The sequence below is a fragment of the Chthonobacter albigriseus genome (assembly GCF_013839445.1).
Taxonomy (GTDB): Bacteria; Pseudomonadota; Alphaproteobacteria; order Rhizobiales; family Pleomorphomonadaceae; genus Chthonobacter; species Chthonobacter albigriseus.
This window is the reverse complement of the sequence record NZ_JACDIT010000001.1, coordinates 1281935-1302606: the sequence shown is the minus strand read 5'-3', so window position 1 is coordinate 1302606 and position 20672 is coordinate 1281935. Positions and strand designations below refer to the sequence as shown.

The 20672-nt window shown below is 67.0% G+C and carries 19 protein-coding genes; 16 read left to right on the top strand and 3 right to left on the bottom strand.

Going from position 1 to position 20672, the window contains the following annotated elements; all coding sequences use genetic code 11:
• Nucleotides 1–138: 138 nt before the first annotated feature.
• The 3 genes from argJ (at nt 139) to HZ321_RS05800 (ending at nt 2158) form a co-directional block, all read left to right on the top strand.
• Nucleotides 139–1380 carry a bifunctional glutamate N-acetyltransferase/amino-acid acetyltransferase ArgJ gene (argJ, locus tag HZ321_RS05810; protein ID WP_181701078.1) on the top strand — a complete coding sequence of 414 codons (1242 nt, stop codon included), beginning with the start codon at nt 139–141 and terminating at the stop codon, nt 1378–1380.
• 160 nt (nt 1381–1540) lie between these two features.
• A complete protein-coding gene (locus HZ321_RS05805; protein ID WP_181701076.1) occupies nt 1541–1939 on the top strand; it encodes a (deoxy)nucleoside triphosphate pyrophosphohydrolase in 399 nt (132 codons plus the stop codon).
• A 21-nt stretch (nt 1940–1960) separates the two neighbouring features.
• Complete coding sequence (locus HZ321_RS05800; protein WP_181701074.1) at nt 1961–2158, top strand: Flp family type IVb pilin; 198 nt, start codon at nt 1961–1963, stop codon at nt 2156–2158.
• Between the two features lie 10 nt (nt 2159–2168).
• Here HZ321_RS05800 and HZ321_RS05795 read toward each other — a convergent pair whose 3' ends face one another.
• Nucleotides 2169–3062 carry a methyltransferase domain-containing protein gene (locus tag HZ321_RS05795; RefSeq protein WP_181701072.1) on the bottom strand — a complete coding sequence of 298 codons (894 nt, stop codon included), beginning with the start codon at nt 3060–3062 and terminating at the stop codon, nt 2169–2171.
• A 181-nt stretch (nt 3063–3243) separates the two neighbouring features.
• On the opposite strand from HZ321_RS05795, the gene HZ321_RS05790 reads away from it, so the two are divergent.
• The 4 genes from HZ321_RS05790 to HZ321_RS05775 are packed head-to-tail and all read left to right on the top strand — an operon-like array spanning nt 3244 to nt 5716.
• Nucleotides 3244–4008 (top strand): ComF family protein, encoded by a 765-nt coding sequence (locus HZ321_RS05790; RefSeq protein WP_342343809.1) that lies wholly within the window; start codon nt 3244–3246, stop codon nt 4006–4008.
• Between the two features lie 43 nt (nt 4009–4051).
• Complete coding sequence (gene grxC / locus HZ321_RS05785; RefSeq protein WP_181701070.1) at nt 4052–4306, top strand: glutaredoxin 3; 255 nt, start codon at nt 4052–4054, stop codon at nt 4304–4306.
• A gap of 41 nt (nt 4307–4347) precedes the next feature.
• Nucleotides 4348–5205: a carbon-nitrogen hydrolase family protein gene (locus HZ321_RS05780; protein WP_181701068.1), complete on the top strand. Its 858-nt coding sequence runs from the start codon at nt 4348–4350 to the stop codon at nt 5203–5205.
• A gap of 1 nt (nt 5206) precedes the next feature.
• Nucleotides 5207–5716, top strand: a complete 510-nt coding sequence (locus tag HZ321_RS05775; RefSeq protein ID WP_181701066.1) for a DUF1178 family protein — start codon at nt 5207–5209, stop codon at nt 5714–5716.
• Between the two features lie 33 nt (nt 5717–5749).
• Here the strand turns inward: HZ321_RS05775 and ubiG are convergent, their stop codons facing one another.
• Complete coding sequence (gene ubiG / locus HZ321_RS05770) at nt 5750–6511, bottom strand: bifunctional 2-polyprenyl-6-hydroxyphenol methylase/3-demethylubiquinol 3-O-methyltransferase UbiG (RefSeq protein WP_181701064.1); 762 nt, start codon at nt 6509–6511, stop codon at nt 5750–5752.
• 311 nt (nt 6512–6822) lie between these two features.
• On the opposite strand from ubiG, the gene HZ321_RS05765 reads away from it, so the two are divergent.
• From HZ321_RS05765 to HZ321_RS05725, 9 genes are all read left to right on the top strand, one after another.
• Nucleotides 6823–8076, top strand: coding sequence for an aspartate kinase (locus tag HZ321_RS05765; protein WP_181701062.1), 1254 nt, complete (start codon nt 6823–6825; stop codon nt 8074–8076).
• Nucleotides 8077–8215: 139 nt separating this feature from the next.
• The gene (gene ptsP, locus HZ321_RS05760; RefSeq protein ID WP_181701060.1) at nt 8216–10486 is read left to right on the top strand and encodes a phosphoenolpyruvate--protein phosphotransferase; all 2271 of its coding nucleotides are present in this window, start codon (nt 8216–8218) and stop codon (nt 10484–10486) included.
• Nucleotides 10487–10498: 12 nt separating this feature from the next.
• Nucleotides 10499–11572 carry a peptide chain release factor 1 gene (gene prfA / locus HZ321_RS05755; RefSeq protein ID WP_181701058.1) on the top strand — a complete coding sequence of 358 codons (1074 nt, stop codon included), beginning with the start codon at nt 10499–10501 and terminating at the stop codon, nt 11570–11572.
• Nucleotide 11573: 1 nt separating this feature from the next.
• Nucleotides 11574–12491 (top strand): peptide chain release factor N(5)-glutamine methyltransferase, encoded by a 918-nt coding sequence (prmC, locus tag HZ321_RS05750; RefSeq protein WP_342343808.1) that lies wholly within the window; start codon nt 11574–11576, stop codon nt 12489–12491.
• A 532-nt stretch (nt 12492–13023) separates the two neighbouring features.
• Nucleotides 13024–14055, top strand: coding sequence for a DUF4167 domain-containing protein (locus HZ321_RS05745; RefSeq protein ID WP_181701054.1), 1032 nt, complete (start codon nt 13024–13026; stop codon nt 14053–14055).
• A gap of 173 nt (nt 14056–14228) precedes the next feature.
• Nucleotides 14229–14525, top strand: coding sequence for an SCP2 sterol-binding domain-containing protein (locus HZ321_RS05740; protein ID WP_181701052.1), 297 nt, complete (start codon nt 14229–14231; stop codon nt 14523–14525).
• A 29-nt stretch (nt 14526–14554) separates the two neighbouring features.
• Nucleotides 14555–14917: a DUF2147 domain-containing protein gene (locus tag HZ321_RS05735; protein WP_244635587.1), complete on the top strand. Its 363-nt coding sequence runs from the start codon at nt 14555–14557 to the stop codon at nt 14915–14917.
• A gap of 173 nt (nt 14918–15090) precedes the next feature.
• Entirely contained in the window at nt 15091–17694 is a 2604-nt protein-coding gene (gene clpB / locus HZ321_RS05730) for an ATP-dependent chaperone ClpB (protein WP_181701043.1), read from the top strand.
• Between the two features lie 287 nt (nt 17695–17981).
• Nucleotides 17982–18596 carry a DUF6198 family protein gene (locus HZ321_RS05725; protein ID WP_181701040.1) on the top strand — a complete coding sequence of 205 codons (615 nt, stop codon included), beginning with the start codon at nt 17982–17984 and terminating at the stop codon, nt 18594–18596.
• A 25-nt stretch (nt 18597–18621) separates the two neighbouring features.
• Here HZ321_RS05725 and HZ321_RS05720 read toward each other — a convergent pair whose 3' ends face one another.
• Nucleotides 18622–20466, bottom strand: coding sequence for a M23 family metallopeptidase (locus HZ321_RS05720; protein ID WP_181701038.1), 1845 nt, complete (start codon nt 20464–20466; stop codon nt 18622–18624).
• Between the last annotated feature and the right edge of the window lie 206 nt (nt 20467–20672).

The window sequence follows — 20672 nt, the reverse complement described above, 5'->3', positions numbered from 1 at the left end:
GCCTGCAGCCTCGGCACCGTCACAGTCGACGCCAGCCGGTCGATGCAGCCAGCCTTCGATCCGTCCAGCAGCGGCCTTGCATAGGCGGGTGGCATGATGCAAACCGTGGGCTCCCGTTTCGATCCCTGGAAAGCTCCCATGTCGCACGCTGTTTCGCCGCTTGCCCCCAAGGTCACGCCGGATGCTCCGGCCATCGAGGGCGTGCGCTTCGCGACCGCGGAGGCGGGCATCAAGTACAAGAACCGGACCGACGTGCTGCTGGTGGAGCTGGCCGAAGGCACCGAGGTCGCCGGCGTCTTTACCCGGTCCAAGTGCCCGTCCGCGCCGGTCGAGTGGTGCCGGCGCAACCTTGCGGGAGGCAAGGCGCGGGCGCTGCTGGTCAACTCCGGCAACGCCAACGCTTTCACCGGCATGAAGGGTCGGGAAACCGTCGAGATCTCGGCCAACCACGTCGCCCGGGCGCTTGGCATCTCCCCGTCCGAGGTGTTCCTGGCCTCCACCGGCGTGATCGGCGAGCCGCTCGACGCCGGCAAGTTCGGCGCCGTTCTCGACGAGACCGCGCAGCGGTTGTCGCCGACGCCCTGGATCGAGCCGGCCAAGGCCATCATGACGACGGACACCTTCCCCAAGGTGGCGACCCGCACGGTCGAGATCGGCGGGGTGCCGGTCACGATCAACGGCATCGCCAAGGGCGCCGGCATGATCGCGCCGGACATGGCCACCATGCTCTCCTTCGTCTTCACCGACGCGCCGATCGCCGCTCCGGTGCTGCAGGACATGCTCTCGCGTGGCGTGGAGGGCTCGTTCAACGCGATCACGGTCGACAGCGACACCTCCACCTCGGACACGCTGATCCTGTTCGCCACGGGCAAGGCCGCAGGCAACGGCGCACCCTACGTCGACCAGGTCGGCGACGAGCGGCTCGCCGGGTTCGAGGCGGCGCTGCGCGATCTCCTCACCGAACTCGCCCAGCTCGTCGTCAAGGACGGGGAAGGGGCGACCAAGTTCGTCGAGGTCACCGTCACGGGCGCCGTCACCGACGGCTCGGCCAAGCGGGTGGCGCTCTCGATCGCCAATTCGCCGCTGGTCAAGACGGCGATCGCCGGGGAGGATGCCAACTGGGGGCGGGTGGTGATGGCGGTCGGCAAGGCCGGCGAGCCGGCGGACCGGGACCTCCTTTCCATCTGGTTCGGCGATGTCCGGGTGGCCGTCGCCGGCGCCCGCGACCCCGGCTACTCGGAGGCCGCGGCGACCGCGGCGATGACGAGCCAGGACGTCCGGGTGCGGGCGGACCTCGGTTTGGGGGACGGCAAGGCGACGGTGTGGACCTGCGACCTCACCAAGGAGTATGTCGCGATCAACGGGGATTACCGGAGCTGAGCCCGGTCTTCCCCGGCGGGCAGGACGGGTGATGCGAACCGAATTGGCGGTCGTTTGCCGCCGGCCGCGCGTGTAGCCGTTTATCGGCTACGTAGCGTGGTGAACCGCCGGAAAACACGACTACACTTTCTCGAAGAATCCGGGTGCGGGAGACGGTCCGATGAGGATGGTTCTGGTGGTGGCCTGTGCCCTGGTGGATGCCGACAACCGAGTCCTTATCTCGCAGCGACCGGAGGGTAAGTCCTTGGCCGGGCTATGGGAATTCCCCGGCGGCAAGGTCGAGACGGGGGAGACGCCGGAGGATGCGCTGATCCGGGAGATGGACGAGGAGCTTTCGGTCACAATTCGTAAACCATGTCTGGCGCCACTTACTTTCGCCAGCTTCAGTTACGACTCGTTTCATCTTCTGATGCCACTTTATGTCTGCCGTCGATGGGAAGGATCTATTTCACCGCGGGAGGGTCAGGCTGTCGCCTGGGTTCGGCCCAACAGGCTTCGGGACTATCCGATGCCTCCTGCGGACGAACCGCTGATCCCCCACCTGATCGACCTCCTGTGACTGTTCGAGTGGGGCAACCCCATGGTCGTAAAGACGAAATCGTTTTGGGTTCGGTGTCTCGCCGAACGCTTCGTCGATGACCGGAGCGGGGCTACGGCCATCGAGTACGGTATCCTGATGATGATGGTCGGCATCGCCCTCGTCGGTATCATGACGCTTGGCGGCGTCTCGGGAAAGATGAGCACCACCTTTCTGACCATCGCCGACCAGTTACGCTGAAGTCATTCCGTCAGGTCGGATCGAGCGGCTGTTCCGCCGTCTTCAATGCGTCCGCCAACCGCATCTTCGCCGATCCAGGTTGCAACGGCTTCTGCTGGCTCTCGTGCGGCTTCCAGCCGGAGATCGAGACCAGTGTCAGGGTGGCGCGGACGCGGCCGTCCGGGTCGGCGAAGCCGGCCTGGTAGCGCTCCGCCGCGCGTGTCAGAAGTTCCTTGCCGGTCAATGATTTGCGGCGTTCCACCAGGGGGTTCGAAGCGCCCATCCGGGCGAGTTCGCGCATCAGGTGGAAGGGCGTCGCGTAGCGCAGCGGGATGCGGTCCTGGTCGGTCACGGGAAGTGCGAAACCGGCCCGCTGGAGCAGGCCGCCGAGATCCCGGACATCGACGAAGGGCGCAACCCTGGGGGATGCTCCGGTTGCAAGTTCGCTGTCGGCGGCCAGCCACGCCTGGCGCAGTTCGGTGAGGCTATCCCCGCCGACGAAGCTCGCCAGGAACAGCCCGTCCGGCTTCAACGCCCTCCTGACCTGCACCAGCGCGCCCGGCAGGTCGTTCACCCACTGCAGCGTCAGGCCGGAGACGACGAGGTCGAGGCTGTCGTCGGCGAAGGGGAGTGCCTCGTCGTCCAGCACAACCTGAGGCGCGGGATCGGTGCCGATACCAGGGACGAAGAGGTCGGCGCGGATCACGCGGCCGACCTTGCCGCTGTCCCGGACGGCACGGGAAAGCGCCTCTGTCGGCCCGCCGATGACGACGGCGGTGTCGAACGGACGTACAATCGTCGACAACCTTTCCGCGATGTCGGCGGCCACCAGATCCACAAGGAAATCTATGCCCGGTTCGGCGTCGGCAATGGCCCGCGCCCTTCTGAGGGCGATCAGGCGGCGGTCGAAGAGGACGGGATGCATCGCGTTCGGCTCGTCGCTGGTGTGGTCGGGGTTATGGGTCGCGGACCGGCTGAGGTCAACAGCCCCACAGGAATCCGCGGGGTGTGCCGCCGCCCGGTCCGGCCTAGGATCGGGGGCGAAGAGGTGAGCGATGTGGTGGCCCGAGGGCATTCCAAAGTCCCGTTTTTCCCGGTTTTCAGCGGTGTTCAGGGATGTTCCTCCCGCTGTCGGCCGCCGTTTGCGGGCAGTCGGGCCCGCGCTTCTCGATGCGGCGCTGCCGATGTCGTGTCCGGTCTGTCATCAGCCGACCGGCAACAGCCGCGGGCTCTGCCTGTCCTGCTGGCGGTCGATCCGTTTCCTGGAGGAGCCGTGGTGCGAACGGCTCGGGACGCCGTTTCCGTATGATCTGGGCCCGGGGACGCTGTCGGCGGAGGCGATCGCCAATCCGCCTGTTTTCAGCCGTTCACGAGCCGCCGTCGCCTATGACGACACGACCGCGGCGCTCGTCCACGCGTTCAAGTACGCCGACCGGACCGACCTCGGGCCGCTGATGGCGACGTGGATGGCGCGGGCCGGCCGGGACCTGCTCTCGGCCGCGGATCTGATCGTGCCGGTCCCGTTGCACCGCTGGCGCCTTTTGTCGCGGCGCTACAACCAGTCCGCACTGCTGGCCGGTTCGTTGGCGGAATTCGGCGGAAAACCGCACGTTCCGCTGGTTCTCGTCCGCAAACGCGCCACGCGCCAGCAGGTGGGGCTTTCGCGGGAGGGGCGGGCGGAGAACGTCCGCGGCGCTTTCCTGGTGCCTCCAGGGCAGAAAGCGACACTGCAAGGGCGGTCGGTTCTTCTGGTCGACGACGTCATCACGACCGGGGCGACCGTGGAGGCGGCGACCCGCGCCCTCCTGCGCGCCGGTGCCGCGGAGGTGAACGTGCTTGCCTTCGCAAGGGTTGTCGGAGGACTGGCCTAGACCCTATATCCGGGTGATGATTGGGAAATTGCGGGGTTCTGGGATGGTCGACGTCGTCATCTATACGCGTGATCTCTGCGGCTACTGCTCGGCGGCCAAGGCGCTGCTCGACCGCAAGGGCGTGGCCTACACGGAGTTCAACGCGACGGGAGACCCGGACAAGCGTCGGGAGATGATGGACCGCTCCGGCCGGACCACCTTCCCGCAGATCTTCATCGGCGCCAACCACGTGGGCGGCTGCGACGACTTGCATGCGCTGGAACGGTCAGGAAAACTTGATACGTTGCTTGAGGCGTGAGCCTTGTCGGTTGCAATCTTTGATGTCCGGAGCCTCCTTCCATGACCGTTCGCCGCGTCGCTGTCGTCCAACTGAGATCCTCGCGTGATCCCGCGGCAAACCTTGCCGCGACCGAGGCGCTCGTGCGGGACGCCGCCGCGGCTGGCGCCAGCTTCGTGCAGACGCCGGAGATGACAAACATCCTGGAGCGTTCGCGCGAAGACCTGTTCGCCAAGATCGCCCTCGAGAAGGACGATGCTTTCCTCGCCCGGATGCGCGTCGTGGCCGCCGAGTTGAAGATCCACCTCCATCTCGGCTCGCTGGCCTTGAAGCGGTCCGACGGGCAGGTGGCAAACCGGGCTTTCGTGATCGGTCCGGACGGCGGGATCCTCGGCTCCTATGACAAGATCCACATGTTCGACGTCGATCTCGCCAACGGCGAGAGCTGGCGGGAAAGCGCCACCTACACCCCCGGCACCGACGCCGTGGTGGTGGATGCCGGCGGGCTCAGCGTGGGTCTCGGAATCTGCTACGACATCCGCTTTCCGCACCTTTTCCGGGCCTACGGCCATGCCGGCGTGGACGTCATCACCGCGCCCGCGGCCTTCACGCGGCAGACCGGCGAGGCGCACTGGCACGTGCTTCAGCGGGCCCGTGCGATCGAGAACGGCTGCTACCTGATCTCCGCAGCGCAGGGTGGCCTGCACGAGGACGGCCGCGAGACCTTCGGGCACTCCATCGTCGTGGATCCCTGGGGCCGCGTGGTCGCAGAGGCGGCCAGCGACGAGCTTGGCGTCACGATCGCCGATATCGACACGGCCGAAGTCGCTGCCGCGCGCGGGCGGATCCCCGGCCTCAAGAACGACCGGCCGTTCGGCGTGGTGACCGCCGAGCGGGCCCGGCTCAGATCGCTCGGCTGACATGATCTCCTTCACCCTCTGCTGCTCCAAGGGTCATCACTTCGATGCCTGGTTCCGGTCATCGGAAGACTACGACGTGCAGCGGGAGCGGGGATTGCTGTCGTGTCCGTCCTGCGGATCCGGCGAGGTGGGCAAAGGCCTGATGGCGCCGGCCGTGCGCACCGCGGAGCGCGCGGAGGCCGTAGTCGCCCCCCTGCAGCTCGTCCCTGCGCCGCCGCAGGCGCCGGTCTCCGCTCAGCCCAGCCCTGCAGCGTCCGCGTTCATGCAAGCTGCCATGGCTTCACCGGAGGGCCAGGAGATCCTCGGGCGGCTGCGCGAACTCAAGGCCAAGCTGACCGCGAATTCCGAGGACGTCGGTTCCCGCTTCGTGGAGGAGGCCCGCAAGATCCACTACGGCGAAGCGCCCGAGCGGGCCGTTCACGGCCAGGCGTCGCTCGACGACGCCCGCGCGCTGCTGGAAGAGGGTGTGGAGATCATGCCCCTGCCGGTGCTGCCGGAAGAACGAAACTGAAAATCGGCATCGGCCTGACCAGAGCCTGTCCCCTCAGGCTGGCCGGGCGGCGAGGACCATGTAGTTGACGTCGGTGTCGCGGCTTTCCTTCCAGAGATCGCGAAGGGGGTCGTAGACGACGCCGGTGCGGTCGAGAAGGGCGAGACCCTCGGCCTGCAGGGGGCCTTCGATCTCCTCCGGGCGGACAAGCTTATCATAGCTGTGGGTGCCGCGAGGAAGCCAGCGGAGGACGTATTCGGCGCCGATGATCGCAAGGCCGAGCGCCTTCAGCGTCCGGTTGATGGTAGCGACGACCATCAGGCCGCCGGGCCGGACCATCGCGCTCGTCAAGCGCAGGAACTCTTCGACGTCCGCCACATGCTCAATCACCTCCAGCGCAAGGACCACGTCGAAGGTTTCACCGGCGGCGGCGAGATCCTCTGCCGTGGCCGCGCGATAGTCGATCGAGACGTCGGACTGTGCGGCGTGCAGGCGGGCCACTTCGATGTTGGTGGTTGACGGGTCAACGCCGACCACGTCGGCGCCGAGGCGGGCCATCGGTTCGCAGACGAGGCCGCCGCCGCAGCCGATGTCGAGAACGCGCAGGCCGTCGAAAGCCGCGGGGCTCTTGGCATCGCGGCCGAAGTGGGCGGACACCTCCCGCTTGAGGTAGCCGAGCCGGACCGGGTTGAACTTGTGGAGCGGCTTGAACTTGCCCTTCGGGTTCCACCATTCCGCAGCCAGACGGGAGAAGCGTTCCACTTCTGTGCGATCGACCGTGCTGCTGGCGGGAGCGTCGGGGGCGGTGGCCGTCATGACTTTCGGACCCTTTCAAGCGTGTGCACGGGGATGTCGACCGCCGGCCGTCCGAAGTCAAGGCGTGCGAAGGGTGCGGGGCGGCGGCGTCCACCCCGGCCGGTATCGCGAACACCGGGAGAGGAGGGCGCGAGGGCCGGCGTCAAGCCCGGCCAGTCGCCGTTGCCGGCAAAGTTCCGGACCGGCATTCCCCGGCGATTGCGGGCGGATGCACCTTCCTGTATGGAGGGCGCGCCCCGCTGCCGGCAGGCTCAGGGTCTCCATCCATCGCCCACATTCCGGGTCATGTTTCCAAAGGGTCGACGGCGCGTATGGCACGGCTCGTGATGAAATTCGGCGGCACGTCCGTCGCGGATCTGGACCGCATCCGCAATGTGGCCGCCCATGTGAAGCGGGAGGTCGACGCGGGCCATCAGGTCGCCGTCGTCGTGTCCGCCATGTCGGGCAAGACGAACGAACTCGTCGCCCTCTGCCGCGGAGCAAGCCTGCTGCACGATGCCCGGGAATACGACGCCGTGGTCGCCTCGGGCGAACAGGTGACGTCGGGTCTGCTGGCGATCACGCTGCAGGCGATGGGCGTCGATGCGCGCTCCTGGCAGGGCTGGCAGCTGCCGATCCGGACCGACCAGGCGCACGGTTCGGCGCGGATCATGGAGATCGACGGCAGCCGCGTGGTGGAGCAGATGAACGACGGCCGTGTCGCGGTGATCGCCGGTTTCCAGGGCATCGCCCCGGACGGGCGGATCTCCACGCTCGGCCGCGGCGGATCGGACACCTCGGCGGTGGCCATCGCGGCGGCCGTCAAGGCGGACCGCTGCGACATCTACACCGACGTCGACGGCGTCTACACGACCGATCCGCGGGTGGTGCCGAAGGCGCGGCGGCTCGACAAGGTCTCCTTCGAGGAGATGCTTGAGATGGCCTCGCTCGGCTCCAAGGTGCTGCAGGTGCGCTCGGTGGAGCTTGCGATGGTTCACCGGGTGCGCACATTCGTGCGATCCTCCTTCGAAGATCCCGCCAATCCCAAGACCATGCCGAACGGCGATCCGTTCGGGACCCTCATTTGCGACGAGGACGAAATCGTGGAACAGCAGGTCGTCACCGGCATCGCCTACTCCAAGGACGAGGCGCAGATCTCGATCCGCCGCGTCGCCGACAAGCCGGGAGTCGCGGCCGCCGTGTTCGTCCCGCTGGCGGACAACAACATCAACGTGGACATGATCGTCCAGAACGTCTCGTCGGACGGCAAGGAAACGGACATCACCTTCACGGTGCCGGCCGTCGACTACGAGCGCGCGGTCAAGGTGATCGAGGGAAACCTGGCCGAAATCGGCTATCAGTCGATCGAAGGCGCCAAGGACGTCTGTAAAGTCTCGGTGATCGGAATCGGCATGCGCAGCCACGCGGGGGTGGCCGCGGACTGCTTCCAGGCGCTCGCTTCCAAGGGAATCAACATCCGGGCGATCACGACCTCCGAAATCAAGATCTCGGTTCTGATCGATGCCGCGTATACTGAACTTGCGGTCCGGACTCTCCACTCGGTATACGGACTCGACAAGGCATAAGAAGGATCTGTTCGCGAGACGCCACCCGGTCCCATTCGCTCCGGGGAGCACTTACGCCGCACGGACTTTCAAGGTTGTGGTGCGGGACATCCGGGGGATATAGGCCGCCGCCGGAACCCATGCCCTGGGGAAGCGGACGATGCGGGGGTCACTCTTCGGTCCGCGCGTGTTGCTGCGCCGCCTCCGCGAGGTGATGGCGGAGCCGATCAGCGCGCAGGAACGACTCGACAAGATCGTCGTGACCATCGCGGCCAATATGGTCGCGGAGGTATGCTCGGTCTATGTCCTGCGCGCCGACGACGTGCTCGAGCTGTTCGCGACCGAAGGCCTCAACCGGGAATCGGTGCACAAGGCGGCGCTGCGGGTGGGGCAGGGCCTCGTCGGCCAGATCGCGGCGGAAGCGCAACTTCTGAACCTGCCCGACGCGCAGTCGCATCCGGCGTTCGCCTACCTGCCGGAAACGGGCGAAGAGGCCTACCACTCCTTCCTGGGCGTGCCGATCCTCAGGGCCGGCCGAACCCTCGGCGTCCTGGTGGTGCAGAACCGGGCGCGCAAGCACTATTCCGACGAGGAGGAGGAGGCGCTCCAGACCACCGCGATGGTGATCGCGGAGATGATCGCCTCCGGCGAACTCGCCACGCTGGCGGCGACGCAGGCGACGGGGTTGGATCTGTCGCGGCCGATGCACGTGGAGGGAACGGCGCTCTCCGACGGCGTCGGTCTCGGCTACGTGGTGCTGCACGAGCCGCGCGTGGTGGTGACCAACCTGATCGCGGAGGATCCGGACAAGGAGATCCTGCGTCTGGAGCAAGCGATCTCGGCGCTGCGGCTGTCCGTAGACGACATGATCGAGCGCGGCGAGGTCGCCCACCACGGCGAGCACCGCGACGTGCTGGAAGCCTACCGGATGTTCGCCTACGACCGCGGCTGGGTACGGCGGATGGAGGAGGCGATCGTTCGCTCCGGCCTGACCGCCGAGGCGGCCGTTGAGCGGGTCCAGTCCGACACGCGCGCGCGCATGCTGCGGCAGACGGACCCGTATCTCCGCGAACGGCTGCACGACTTCGACGACCTGACGTTCCGGCTGCTGCGCGAACTCGTCGGCAAGGACGAGAAGAAGCAGGTGCTGCCGGAGAACGCCATCATCGTGGCGCGCAACATGGGTGCCGCCGAACTGCTGGATTACGACCGCACGAAGGTGCGGGGGCTGGTGCTGGAGGAGGGCGCGCCGACCAGCCACGTGGCGATCGTGGCGCGGGCGCTCAACATCGCGACCGTCGGCCAGGTGCCGAATGTTGTGTCGCTGGCCGAAAGCGGCGATGCGATCATCGTGGACGGCGAGACGGGCCTGGTGCATCTGCGCCCGCCGGGAGACGTGGAATACGCCTACGCGGAGAAGGTGCGTTTCCGGGCCCGCCGGCAGGAGCGCTTCCGGCGCCTGCGCAACAAGCCGGCGGTGACGCGGGACGGAGTGGAGATCTCGCTCAACATCAATGCGGGACTGCTGTTCGATCTGCCGCATCTCGACGAATCCGGCGCCGACGGGATCGGCCTGTTCCGCACCGAGCTGCAATTCATGATCGCCTCGGCGTTCCCGAGGATGGGCGAACAGCACCAGCTCTACAGCAAGGTGCTGGACGGCGCCGGCGGGCGGCCGGTGACCTTCCGCTCGCTCGACATCGGCGGGGACAAGGTTCTGCCCTACCTCTCGCGCTTCGGGCACGAGGAGAATCCGGCCATGGGCTGGCGGGCGATCCGGCTGGGGCTGGATCGGCCGGCGCTGCTGAGGACACAGATCCGGGCGCTTCTGAAGGCGGCGGCCGGGCGGGAACTTCGGCTGATGTTCCCGATGGTGTCGGAAGTCACGGAAGTCCGGCTCGCCAAGGGGCTGGTGGAGCGCGAGCGGCGCTTCCTGGAGCGGCACGGATACGAGCGACCGACGGCCGTCAAACTCGGGGCGATGATCGAGGTGCCGGCGCTTCTGTTCGAGCTGGACGAGCTGCTCGAGGAGGTGGATTTCGTCTCGGTGGGATCCAACGACCTGTTCCAGTTCATGTTCGCGGCCGACCGTGGCAACGCCCTGATGACGGAGCGGTTCGACGCGTTGTCGCCGAGCTTCCTGCGCGCGCTGAGGCTGATCGCGCGCAAGGCGGCGGAAAGAGGCAAGGGCGCGACGTTATGCGGCGAGCTCGCCGGCAAGCCTCTGTCGGCGATGGCCTTGATCGGCTGCGGCTTCCGGTCCATCTCCATGGCGCCGGCATCGGTCGGCCCGGTGAAGGCCATGATCCGAGCCGTGGACGTGGCCGCCCTGGAAGCAGCGCTGGACAGGGCGTTGGCCGCTCCGGCCGAGACCTCCATGCGCGGCGTGTTGGAAGCCTTTGCATCGGACCATGACGTACCGCTTTCCTGAATTCATCAGCCCATGACCGCTTTGGACACCAAACTCGAAGGCGTGCTCGATCGCTTTGCGATCATCGAAGCCCGGATGGCAGGCCATCCGGACGCGGACACCTATGTGAAGCTGTCGCGGGACTATGCGGAACTGGAGCCGCTGGTCGCCAAGATCCGCAGTCTGCGCGCCGCCGAGCGTGAACTGGCGGATCTCGACCATCTCATCGAGGACGATGCCACCGACACTGACATGCGGGCCCTCGCGGAGGCGGAACGGCCGCATGTGATCGATACGCTGGAGCAGTTGGGCCAGGAAGTCCGCCTCGCGCTGCTGCCGCGGGACAGGGCCGACGATCTCGGCGCCATCCTGGAAGTGCGGGCCGGTACCGGTGGCGACGAGGCGGCGCTCTTCGCAGGCGATCTGTTCCGGATGTACCAGCGCTACGCCGACACTCGCGGCTGGAAGGTGGATGTGATCTCCGCCTCCGACGGCGAGATGGGCGGCTACCGGGAGATCATCGCGGCGGTCGAGGGGCAGGGCGTCTACGAGCGGCTGAAGTTCGAATCCGGGGTGCACCGGGTCCAGCGGGTGCCGGCGACGGAATCGAGCGGCCGCATCCACACCTCGGCGGCCACGGTGGCGGTGCTGCCGGAAGCGGAGGACGTCGACATCGCTATCGACGAGGGCGACCTCAGGGTGGACACCTTCCGCGCCTCGGGCTCCGGCGGACAGCACGTGAACACCACCGACAGCGCGATCCGCATCACCCACGTGCCCACCGGGGTCGTGGTGGCTGTGCAGGACGAGCGCTCGCAGCACAAGAACCGCGCGAAGGCGATGAAGCTCCTCCGGGCGCGTCTCTTCGAGGCTGAACGCGCTCGGGTCGACACCGAGCGCGCGGCGCAGCGCAAAGGCCAGGTGGGATCCGGTGACCGGTCGGAGCGGATCCGCACCTACAATTTCGGGCAGGCGCGGGTTACCGACCATCGCATCAACCTCACGCTCTACAAGCTGCCGCAGGTGATGGAAGGCGATCTCGACGAACTCGTCGACGCGCTCCTGGCGGAACATCGTGCCCAACTGCTGGCCGATGCGGACGTCTGACGTGGCGACCGTCGAGGCCGTTGTCCGGTCCGCTCGCAAGCTGTTGGCGGAAGCGGGCGTGGCGACCGCGGCTGTCGATGCGCGGATGCTGGCGGGAGAGGTACTGGCACTCGACGCGGCGGGACTGATCGCGCGCGGGCTTGATCCGGTCGGCACCGACGCGCAGGACCGGATCGCGGCGCTGGTGGCGCGGCGGATCGCCGGCGAGCCGGTCGGACGGATCCTGGGCCGGCGCGAGTTCCACGGGCTTACCTTTGTGCTCGGGCCGGACACGCTGGAGCCGCGTCCGGATACGGAGACGCTGGTCGACCTTGCCATCAGCCGCGTTCGGCAGGGGTTGGTACCGGGCGCCGAGCCGGACGGCGTCGGGCTCCTCTTTGCGGATATCGGCACCGGGAGCGGGGCGATCGCCATCGCGCTGGCGGCGGCGTTGCCCGGGGCGAAGGGCATAGCGACTGACGTGAGCACAGGTGCCCTCGCCGTTGCGCACGACAACGCCGAGCGGCTCGGCGTGGGGCAGCGGTTGGAATTCCGGGAGGGGAGCTACCTGGCGCCGGTGGACGAGACCTTGGGGCTCGTGGTCTCAAACCCGCCCTACATCGCGTCCGCCGTCATCGAGGAGCTCTCCACCGAGGTGCGGGCGTTCGACCCGCGCATCGCCCTCGACGGAGGGGCGGACGGCCTCCGGGCCTATTGCGCCTTGATCGCCGATATCGGCCGGGTGCTCCGCCCGGGCGGAACCTTTGCGGTGGAAATCGGTTTCGATCAGGGAAATGCGGTTCGCTCGCTCTTCATCGAAGCCGGGCTTGTCGATGTCGCCGTGCACGCCGATCTGTCAGGCCTCGACCGAGTCGTCGCTGGCCGGCAACCCGACGGTTCGATGGTCGTCCCTGACGAAGCGGACCGTAAACGCCAGTAGACAGCCCGTCCGCCTGCTCCCGATCTGCCGCGTGTTCCAGGCAACTTTGAAAAATTGCTTGGAAATTCGGGGCGAAGCGGATACGCTCGAAGAGCCGAGCGAAGGGCTTCACGACAATCACGCCGACTCATCGATCGAATCGGCCTTGAACTGAAGCTCCCACTGGGGGGTGGATCGGACACTTCCGGATGAACGGAATGGGACGTGGCGCGAGAGCCGAGGCTCGATCGGTCTGAGCCGTGAGACACGTCGTACCCTGTCAGGGACTGTTTTCTCAATGACTCGTTCTCTTTACGGAACGTCGTGAAGGATGGCGCAACGGAAAGCATCCGGCTTTGCAGCGGATCCGGCGAGTGATGCCGGACAGGGCGTGCAAGCTGAACGGAGCAGCCTCCAAACCCTCGTCGACTTGGAAGCGCCGCGGACCGCGATCGGTTCAGGACGCTCAAGCGCATTTCGCCGGTTCGCCGGCACCCATCGCACCTGACGGCCAAGGCCGTTCTACCGCTCAAGACAAAGAGACAGCGGACATATGAGGCAAGGTCAACAGAACAACAAACGGATGCGCGGGCGCAACCGCAAGGGCCCGAACCCGTTGACCCGGAGCTACGAGTCGAACGGTCCGGACGTGAAGATCCGCGGTACGGCCCTGCATGTCGCGGAGAAGTATACGCAGCTCGCGCGTGATGCTGCGTCATCCGGTGACCGGGTGATGGCGGAGAACTATCTCCAGCATGCCGAGCACTACTACCGGATCATCGCCACGGCGCAGCAGGCACTGCTTCCGCGCGAATTCGGCCAGGAAGCACCCGACGACGACGACGACATCGAGTCGCCGTTCGCGGACCGCTACGAGCCGCGGCAGATCGAGATCCGAACTGCGAACGGGAACGGCAACCAGCCCTACGGCGGCGGTTCCTATGCCGGCGGCGACGGGCAACCCGGGGGCGGGCAGCAGGGCGGCGGCCAGCAAGGCGGCGAACGCCAGGAACGCTACGATCGCAACCCGGAGCAGCGCGGCGAACGCTATGACCGCGGTGAGCGGCACGACCGCGGCGACCGCCAGCAGGGCGGCGAACGGCAGCAGGGCGGCGACCGGCCTCAGCACGACAACCGCGGCGAACGCCCGCACGACAACCGCGACCGTCAGGATCGTGGCAACCGCGACCGCAACGACCGGCGCCAGCGCTTCGACCGCCCGCAGTTCGACCGACGTCCCCAGGGCGAAAATCGCGACCGGGGCGAGAACCGCTATGAGCCGCGCGATCGCGGCCCGACCGGTTCGGCTCCCATGCCGCTGGACGCTCCGCAGCCGGATGTGAAGTTCCCGGAAGCCGTGATTGCGGCTGTTCCGACGGCAAGCCCTGCACCGATGCCGGTGGTGGAGCCGGTCGTGCCGATGGCAGCCGTGGCGACCGCGCCGGTGACCCCGGACGCGGTGGGCGATGCGGGTGGCGAACGTCCGGCCCGGCGTCGGCGGACGACCCGTCCGCGGACCCGTCGCGGTGAAGGCGGCGATGAAGCAGGGGCGGATTCGCCGGCTGATGAAACCGTGAGCGATTGATCCACGGACAGCGTCGCCACCGTCGGTGAGTGTAGATTTACGGAACGGAACCCCGCCCATGTGGCGGGGTTTTCTGTTATCGGCTTCATTTCCCCGTTGCAAACCGTTCTGTCATGACGTTTACGTAAGATGCAGGTTAGACGCTGGCTTGGGCCCCGCTCAGGAGGTTGGGTATGACGCTTTCGGACGTGACGGAGACGGTGCGCCAGAAGATCGGCGACAACAGCGGGCTTGCCGCAACGCTCAAGTTCGATCTGGGGTCGGATGGCGTGATCCTGGTGGACGCGAACTCGGTTCCGAACCGGGTCACCAACGAGGATCAGCCGGCAGAATGCACGATCGCGCTTTCGCTGGAGGATCTTGCCTCGATGCTGAACGGCAGCCTCGACCCGACGAGCGCATTCATGATGGGTAAGCTCCAGGTCGAGGGTGACATGAGCGTCGCCATGCGGCTGTCGCAGGTGGTCTGAGCCTGGCGACAGGTCGGAAGGAGCGCGTCATGATGATGAGGTTGCTGTTTGCCGCGACGGTCGCGGGTATGTTTCTGCTGCCGCCCGTGGCGGGGGCTGCTGCCCCGATCGAAGGCCTCTGGAAGACGGAGTCCGGGGAGAACGCTGCGTTCTACGCGTGCGACGGCGGTGCGATGTGCATCAAGGTGACGACCGGCCTTCACGCCGGAAAGGTGCTGAGCAGCGATCTTCGGGACGCCGGTGACGGCGTCTACGCCGGCTCTCTGTTCAATCCGGAGGACGAGCGGACCTATTCCGGCCGGGCGACCTTGAATGGCGACGGCACCCTGAAACTGAAGGGGTGCGCCCTCAAGATCTTCTGCAAATCGCAGACCTGGACGCGGGTCGACTGAGGTCGATCGGCACGCCCGCCGATCCTAGTCCGGATTCGCCCGGACCCCCTTCCTGTGACGGATCTGTCACACCATATTCGGTGCGCGGACGGCTTCGACGAGGAGCGCCCGCGAGACTGGGACGCTCTTCGCGCGCTTCGGGCGGAAGGGCGGGCTCACGGAGGGATCGACTGATGAACATCGACAAATACACGGAACGGGCCCGAGGCTTCCTGCAGTCCGCGCAGACCTATGCGCTGGGTCAGGGCCACCAGCAGTTCCTCCCGGAACACATTCTGAAGGTTCTGCTCGACGATGCGGAAGGCATGGCCGCCGGCCTGATCGAGGCCGCGGGCGGCCAGCCGCGCCTGGCGCTTGCCGCCGTCGACAAGGCGCTGTCCGCCCTGCCCAAGGTGGCCGGCGGTGGCGCGGGGCAGCTCTATCTCGCCGGGCCGACCGCCAAGGTATTCGCGACGGCGGAGAAGATCGCGGAGAAGGCCGGCGACAGCTTCGTGACGGTGGAGCGGTTGCTGATCGCGCTTGCCATGGAGCCCGATGCGGCGACATCGAAGATCCTGCGCGATGCCGGCGCTACCCCGAACAACCTCAACGCGGCGGTGAACGAGTTGCGGAAGGGCCGCACGGCGGATTCGGCGTCGGCCGAGAACGCCTACGACGCCCTGAAGAAGTATGCTCGCGATCTTACGAAAGCCGCGCGGGAGGGCAAGCTCGACCCGGTGATCGGCCGTGACGAGGAGATCCGCCGCACGATCCAGGTGCTGTCGCGCCGGACCAAGAACAATCCCGTGCTGATCGGCGAGCCCGGCGTCGGCAAAACGGCGATCGCGGAAGGTCTGGCGCTCCGCATCGTCAACGGCGATGTGCCGGAGAGCCTGAAAGACAAGGATCTGCTCGCGCTCGACATGGGCGCTCTGATCGCGGGTGCGAAGTATCGCGGCGAGTTCGAGGAGCGGCTGAAGGCCGTGCTCCAGGAGGTCACCGCGGCGGAAGGCGGCGTGATCCTGTTCATCGACGAGATGCACACGCTGGTGGGCGCCGGCAAGTCGGACGGGGCTATGGACGCGTCCAACCTCCTCAAGCCGGCCCTCGCCCGCGGCGAGCTGCACTGCATCGGTGCGACCACGCTCGACGAGTACCGCAAGTACGTGGAGAAGGACGCGGCGCTGGCCCGTCGCTTCCAGCCGGTCTTCGTAAGCGAGCCGACGGTGGAGGACACCATCTCCATCCTCCGCGGCATCAAGGAGAAGTACGAGCAGCACCACAAGGTGCGGATCACCGATTCCGCGCTGGTGGCGGCTGCAACGCTCTCCAACCGCTACATCACCGACCGGTTCCTGCCCGACAAGGCGATCGACCTCGTCGACGAGGCTGCCTCGCGGCTGCGCATGCAGGTGGACTCCAAACCGGAAGAACTCGACGAGATCGATCGGCGGGTGATCCAGCTAAAGATCGAGCAGGAGGCGCTAAAGAAGGAAAGTGACGCGGCCGCCCGCGACCGGCTCGCCCGGATCGAGAAGGAGCTCGCGGACCTGGAGCAGCGCTCCTCCGAACTCACCACGCGCTGGAAGAACGAGAAGGACAAGCTCGGCCGCGCGGCCGAACTCAAGCGTCAACTGGACGAGGCGCGCAACGAGCTCGCGGTGGCGCAGCGCAAAGGCGAGTACCAGCGGGCGGGCGAGCTCGCCTACGGGGTCATTCCAGGTCTGGAGCGCGAGTTGAAGGACGTGGAAGCGGCCGGTGCGACGGTCGGCATGGTGGAAGAGGCTGTGACGCCCGACCACGTGGCCGGAGTCGTCTCGCGCTGGACCGGCGTTCCTGTCGACAAGATGCTGGAGGGCGAGCGCGACAAGCTGCTCCGGATGGAGGACGAGCTCGCCCGGCGGGTGATCGGCCAGGCGGAGGCGGTGCACGCGGTCTCGACCGCCGTGCGGCGCGCCCGTGCGGGGCTGCAGGATCCGAACCGGCCGATCGGCTCGTTTATGTTCCTCGGGCCAACGGGCGTCGGCAAGACGGAGCTCACCAAGGCGCTCGCCAGCTATCTCTTCGACGACGAGCACGCGATGGCGCGCATCGACATGTCGGAGTACATGGAGAAGCATTCCGTCAGCCGCCTGATCGGAGCGCCTCCCGGCTACGTCGGCTACGACGAAGGCGGCGCGCTGACGGAAGCGGTGCGGCGGCGGCCGTATCAGGTCGTGCTGTTCGACGAGATCGAGAAGGCGCATCCGGACGTGTTCAACGTGCTGCTGCAGGTGCTCGACGACGGCCGCCTGACGGACGGGCAGGGCCGGACGGTGGACTTCAAGAACACGCTGATCATCATGACTTCCAACCTCGGGTCGGAGTTCCTGGCGAACCAGCCCGACGGCGAGGACGTGGATGCGGTGCGTGAACCGGTGATGAGCGTGGTCCGCAGCCACTTCCGGCCGGAGTTCCTGAACCGGCTCGACGAGATCGTGCTGTTCCATCGCCTGAAGCGGACCGAAATGGGTGCCATCGTCGAGATCCAGCTGAAGCGGCTGGAGACGCTGCTGGAGGATCGCAAGATCGTCCTGAAGCTGGACGACAGCGCGAAGGCCTGGCTCGCCGACAAGGGCTATGACCCGGTCTACGGGGCACGGCCGCTGAAGCGGGTGATCCAGCGCCATGTGCAGGACCCGCTGGCCGAGAAGATCCTCGCCGGCGAAGTCAAGGACGGCGATGTCGTTGAGATCACCGGCGGCACGGACCGGCTGCTGTTCACCAGCGTCGGACGGCCCTCTGCCGAAGCGGCGTGACCGGAGCCGTGCCAGCGTTTTTGAACCGATAGCCCCGCCCGCGTGAGATCCTGACGCGGGCGGGCGTTCAAGTTGCACGCCCGTCTCGACATGGGGCATGCTGGACGCTGCGCGGTGCCTTCATCGGCCTGCCGAAGACCTCCGGCGCAATCCGATCGCTCAGTTGACGACAGCTCACCCGACCTCCGCCTGCCTTATCTTCGTGCAGTGCAGCGTCTTGCCGGCGAGGCAATGGTCAGTCATACTGACCTAAATTGCAGTCCCGCTCTCCAGTAAGAGGCCCGGCCATGAGCATGGTCACGTCTCCGTCGCTTGCGCATACCCGCCTGGAAGATGCCGTCGCGCTTCTGACGGGCACGCTGTTCGTTGCGCTCGGGTTGCTGCTGCTCAAGGCGGCGGGCCTGGGGACGGGCGGCACCGCCGGCATCGCGTTCCTGATCTCGACGTCGACCGGACTGGCCTTCGGCCTGGTGTTCTTCATCGTCAACGTACCGTTCTTCGTGTTCGCCTTCCTGGCGTTCGGGCGGGCTTATCTGCTGAAATCGATCGTTGCGACCGCGCTTCTCTCGGCTGAGAGCCTGCTGCTTCCCTCGATGATCGCCATCGGACATGTGGAGCCGATGCTTGCGGCCGTGCTGGGCGGCCTGCTGGTCGGCATGGGCCTGCTGGCGCTGATCCGGCACCGGACCGGGCTCGGGGGCTTCGGCGTGATGGCGGTCTGGTGCCAGGAGCGTTTCGGTTGGCGGGCCGGCAAGGTGCAAATGGCGGCGGACTCTCTGGTCGCCACGGCCGCGATCTTCGTACTGCCGCCGGCACAAGTTGCCTATTCAGTGGTCGGCGCCGTGGCGCTCAACCTGGTGCTGGCGCTCTATCACAAGCCAGGTCGGTACATGGGCGTCTGAGCCGGACCGGGCCCGGCCTCCAGGATCAGCCTCCGCTCGCCGTACCGGCGTCGGCCAGCTTGGCCGGGGCGCCGACGCCGAGCAGCGTGTCGATGCGCTCGCGCTCCGATTCGAAGGTGGCCAGTACGTCTCCGTCCAGCGCGCGGCCCTTGGGCAGCTTGATGCGCATGGGGTCGACGAAGTTGCCGTTCACCTGCACCTCGTAGTGGAGATGCGGCCCGGTGGAGAGGCCGGTGGAGCCGACATAGCCGATCACCTGGCCCTGGCGGACCCGGGCACCTTCGCGGATGCCGGACGCAAAGCGCGTCTGGTGGGCGTAGGCGGTCTCGTAGCCGTTGTTGTGGCGGAGCTTGATGAAGTTGCCGTAGCCGGATTTCCAGTCGGCGTAGACCACCACGCCGTCGCCGGCGGCCATGATCGGCGTGCCCGGCGGGGCGGCCCAATCGACACCCGTGTGCATCTTCACGTAGCCGAGCAGCGGGTGGGTGCGGGCACCGTATCCGGAGCGGAAGGTGCCGCCCGACATGGGCTTCCGCAGCAGGAACTTCTTGGCGCTGTTGCCCTGCTCGTCGTAGTAGTCGACTGAACCGTCGTCGGGCGCGCGGTAGCGGTAGTAGCGCCGGGTCTTCCCGGCCACGGTGACCGAGGTATAGACGATCTCGGTGACGTCGGCGCTCTCGCTCTCGTCCTCGTCCAGCGAATAGACCACCTCGATCGAATCACCCGGCGCGACGCGCGTGTTGAAGTCCAGGTCGAAGGAGTAGATCCGGACCAACTCGTCGATCAGCTGGGGCGACATGCGGTTGGCGAGCGCGGTCTGGTAGAGGCTCTCGTAGAGGCGGGGACGCGGGGCATCGTTGGCCTCGATCTCGCCCGAGGCGCTGAAGAGATCGTCGTTTTCGATGCGCGGCTCTTCCGCCGCCACATAGCCGTCATGGTCCGACAGGGCGACCGTGCCGATGTGGTTGGCCTCGCGGTAGAGCGACACCCGGACAGGTCGGAACCGGCCGGACTCGTCGCCCGCGGGGGCGAGCACGATGCGCAGCTTGTCGCCGGTCTCAACACTGGAGACGCTGAAGTCGCGGCGGAAGCGGATGGCGATTTCGCCAGCTTCCTCGTCGGTCGCCTCGTTGGAGGTGAGGACGCTCGGCAGGTTGTCGCCGTCGCCGATGGTGACGACCTTCTCCTCCGAATAGGCGCTCGCGGCCTCGCCGGCGTTCTCGTCGGACCCGCGCACGAAGGAGACGTTCTCCGGGATGATACGGACGCCGTATTGCTCAAAACTGCCCTGGGGGGAGAAGCCGAAGTCGAAGCGGGTGGGGTCGACGAGCGGCAAGGCGGCGACCTGGACGTTGGTTCCGTCGAGAAACTGCGCTGCCTCGCGGACCGAGGCCTCGATGGTGGCGACGTCGGACGGGGATTCGGCGGCCATCGAGCGGTCGTCGACCGGAAACTCGGTGACGCGCATCGTCATCTGACCATCGACGTCGGCGCCGTAGAGCGTATCGCGCATGCCGTCGGTGGATTCCACGTTCGCGTCGGCAAAGATCCGGAGCGGGTCGAAATCCGGGATCCGGTCGACCACGTCGGCGGCGCTGGAGACGAGCGGCGCCGACACGCGTGCGAAGGGGCGGACGCGCACAAGATCGCGCTCGCCATCGCGCATGATGGTGGAGACGCGCAGAACCTGCCGGCTCGGCGCAGGGCCGGTTTCCGGCTGGATCAGGTCGCCGCGGGGAATTTCCGTGTCGTCGAGCGACGCGGTGATCAGTTCGCCGGAGCCGTCGGGGCCGGCTACGGGCATGGCCATCGATTGCTGGCCATTGAAGGCGACGACGAGCGCGCCACCCATCAGGGATGTGGATGCCATTGCCGCGAGGACGGTCCCCGCCAACCAGCGAATGGATACGCGACGGCGACTTGGCGGGCCGGAGCCATGGTCCGCTGTCATCAGCGGCGGCTCGTCACCCAGATCGACATCCGCTGAGGCATGGTCGTGCCAGACCGCGTTCATGGATACGCCAGAACTCCCCCATCATGCAGGCACCGCCCATACGGAGCCCGCCCATCGGCATC

Coding starts and splice junctions, on each gene's coding strand:
- argJ (WP_181701078.1), top strand. CDS start 139: ATGTCGCACGCTGTTTCGCCGCTTGCCCCCAAGGTCACGCCGGATGCT.
- HZ321_RS05805 (WP_181701076.1), top strand. CDS start 1,541: ATGAGGATGGTTCTGGTGGTGGCCTGTGCCCTGGTGGATGCCGACAAC.
- HZ321_RS05800 (WP_181701074.1), top strand. CDS start 1,961: ATGGTCGTAAAGACGAAATCGTTTTGGGTTCGGTGTCTCGCCGAACGC.
- HZ321_RS05795 (WP_181701072.1), bottom strand. CDS start 3,062: ATGCATCCCGTCCTCTTCGACCGCCGCCTGATCGCCCTCAGAAGGGCG.
- grxC (WP_181701070.1), top strand. CDS start 4,052: ATGGTCGACGTCGTCATCTATACGCGTGATCTCTGCGGCTACTGCTCG.
- HZ321_RS05780 (WP_181701068.1), top strand. CDS start 4,348: ATGACCGTTCGCCGCGTCGCTGTCGTCCAACTGAGATCCTCGCGTGAT.
- HZ321_RS05775 (WP_181701066.1), top strand. CDS start 5,207: ATGATCTCCTTCACCCTCTGCTGCTCCAAGGGTCATCACTTCGATGCC.
- ubiG (WP_181701064.1), bottom strand. CDS start 6,511: ATGACGGCCACCGCCCCCGACGCTCCCGCCAGCAGCACGGTCGATCGC.
- HZ321_RS05765 (WP_181701062.1), top strand. CDS start 6,823: ATGGCACGGCTCGTGATGAAATTCGGCGGCACGTCCGTCGCGGATCTG.
- ptsP (WP_181701060.1), top strand. CDS start 8,216: ATGCGGGGGTCACTCTTCGGTCCGCGCGTGTTGCTGCGCCGCCTCCGC.
- prfA (WP_181701058.1), top strand. CDS start 10,499: ATGACCGCTTTGGACACCAAACTCGAAGGCGTGCTCGATCGCTTTGCG.
- HZ321_RS05745 (WP_181701054.1), top strand. CDS start 13,024: ATGAGGCAAGGTCAACAGAACAACAAACGGATGCGCGGGCGCAACCGC.
- HZ321_RS05740 (WP_181701052.1), top strand. CDS start 14,229: ATGACGCTTTCGGACGTGACGGAGACGGTGCGCCAGAAGATCGGCGAC.
- HZ321_RS05735 (WP_244635587.1), top strand. CDS start 14,555: ATGATGATGAGGTTGCTGTTTGCCGCGACGGTCGCGGGTATGTTTCTG.
- clpB (WP_181701043.1), top strand. CDS start 15,091: ATGAACATCGACAAATACACGGAACGGGCCCGAGGCTTCCTGCAGTCC.
- HZ321_RS05725 (WP_181701040.1), top strand. CDS start 17,982: ATGAGCATGGTCACGTCTCCGTCGCTTGCGCATACCCGCCTGGAAGAT.
- HZ321_RS05720 (WP_181701038.1), bottom strand. CDS start 20,466: ATGGCATCCACATCCCTGATGGGTGGCGCGCTCGTCGTCGCCTTCAAT.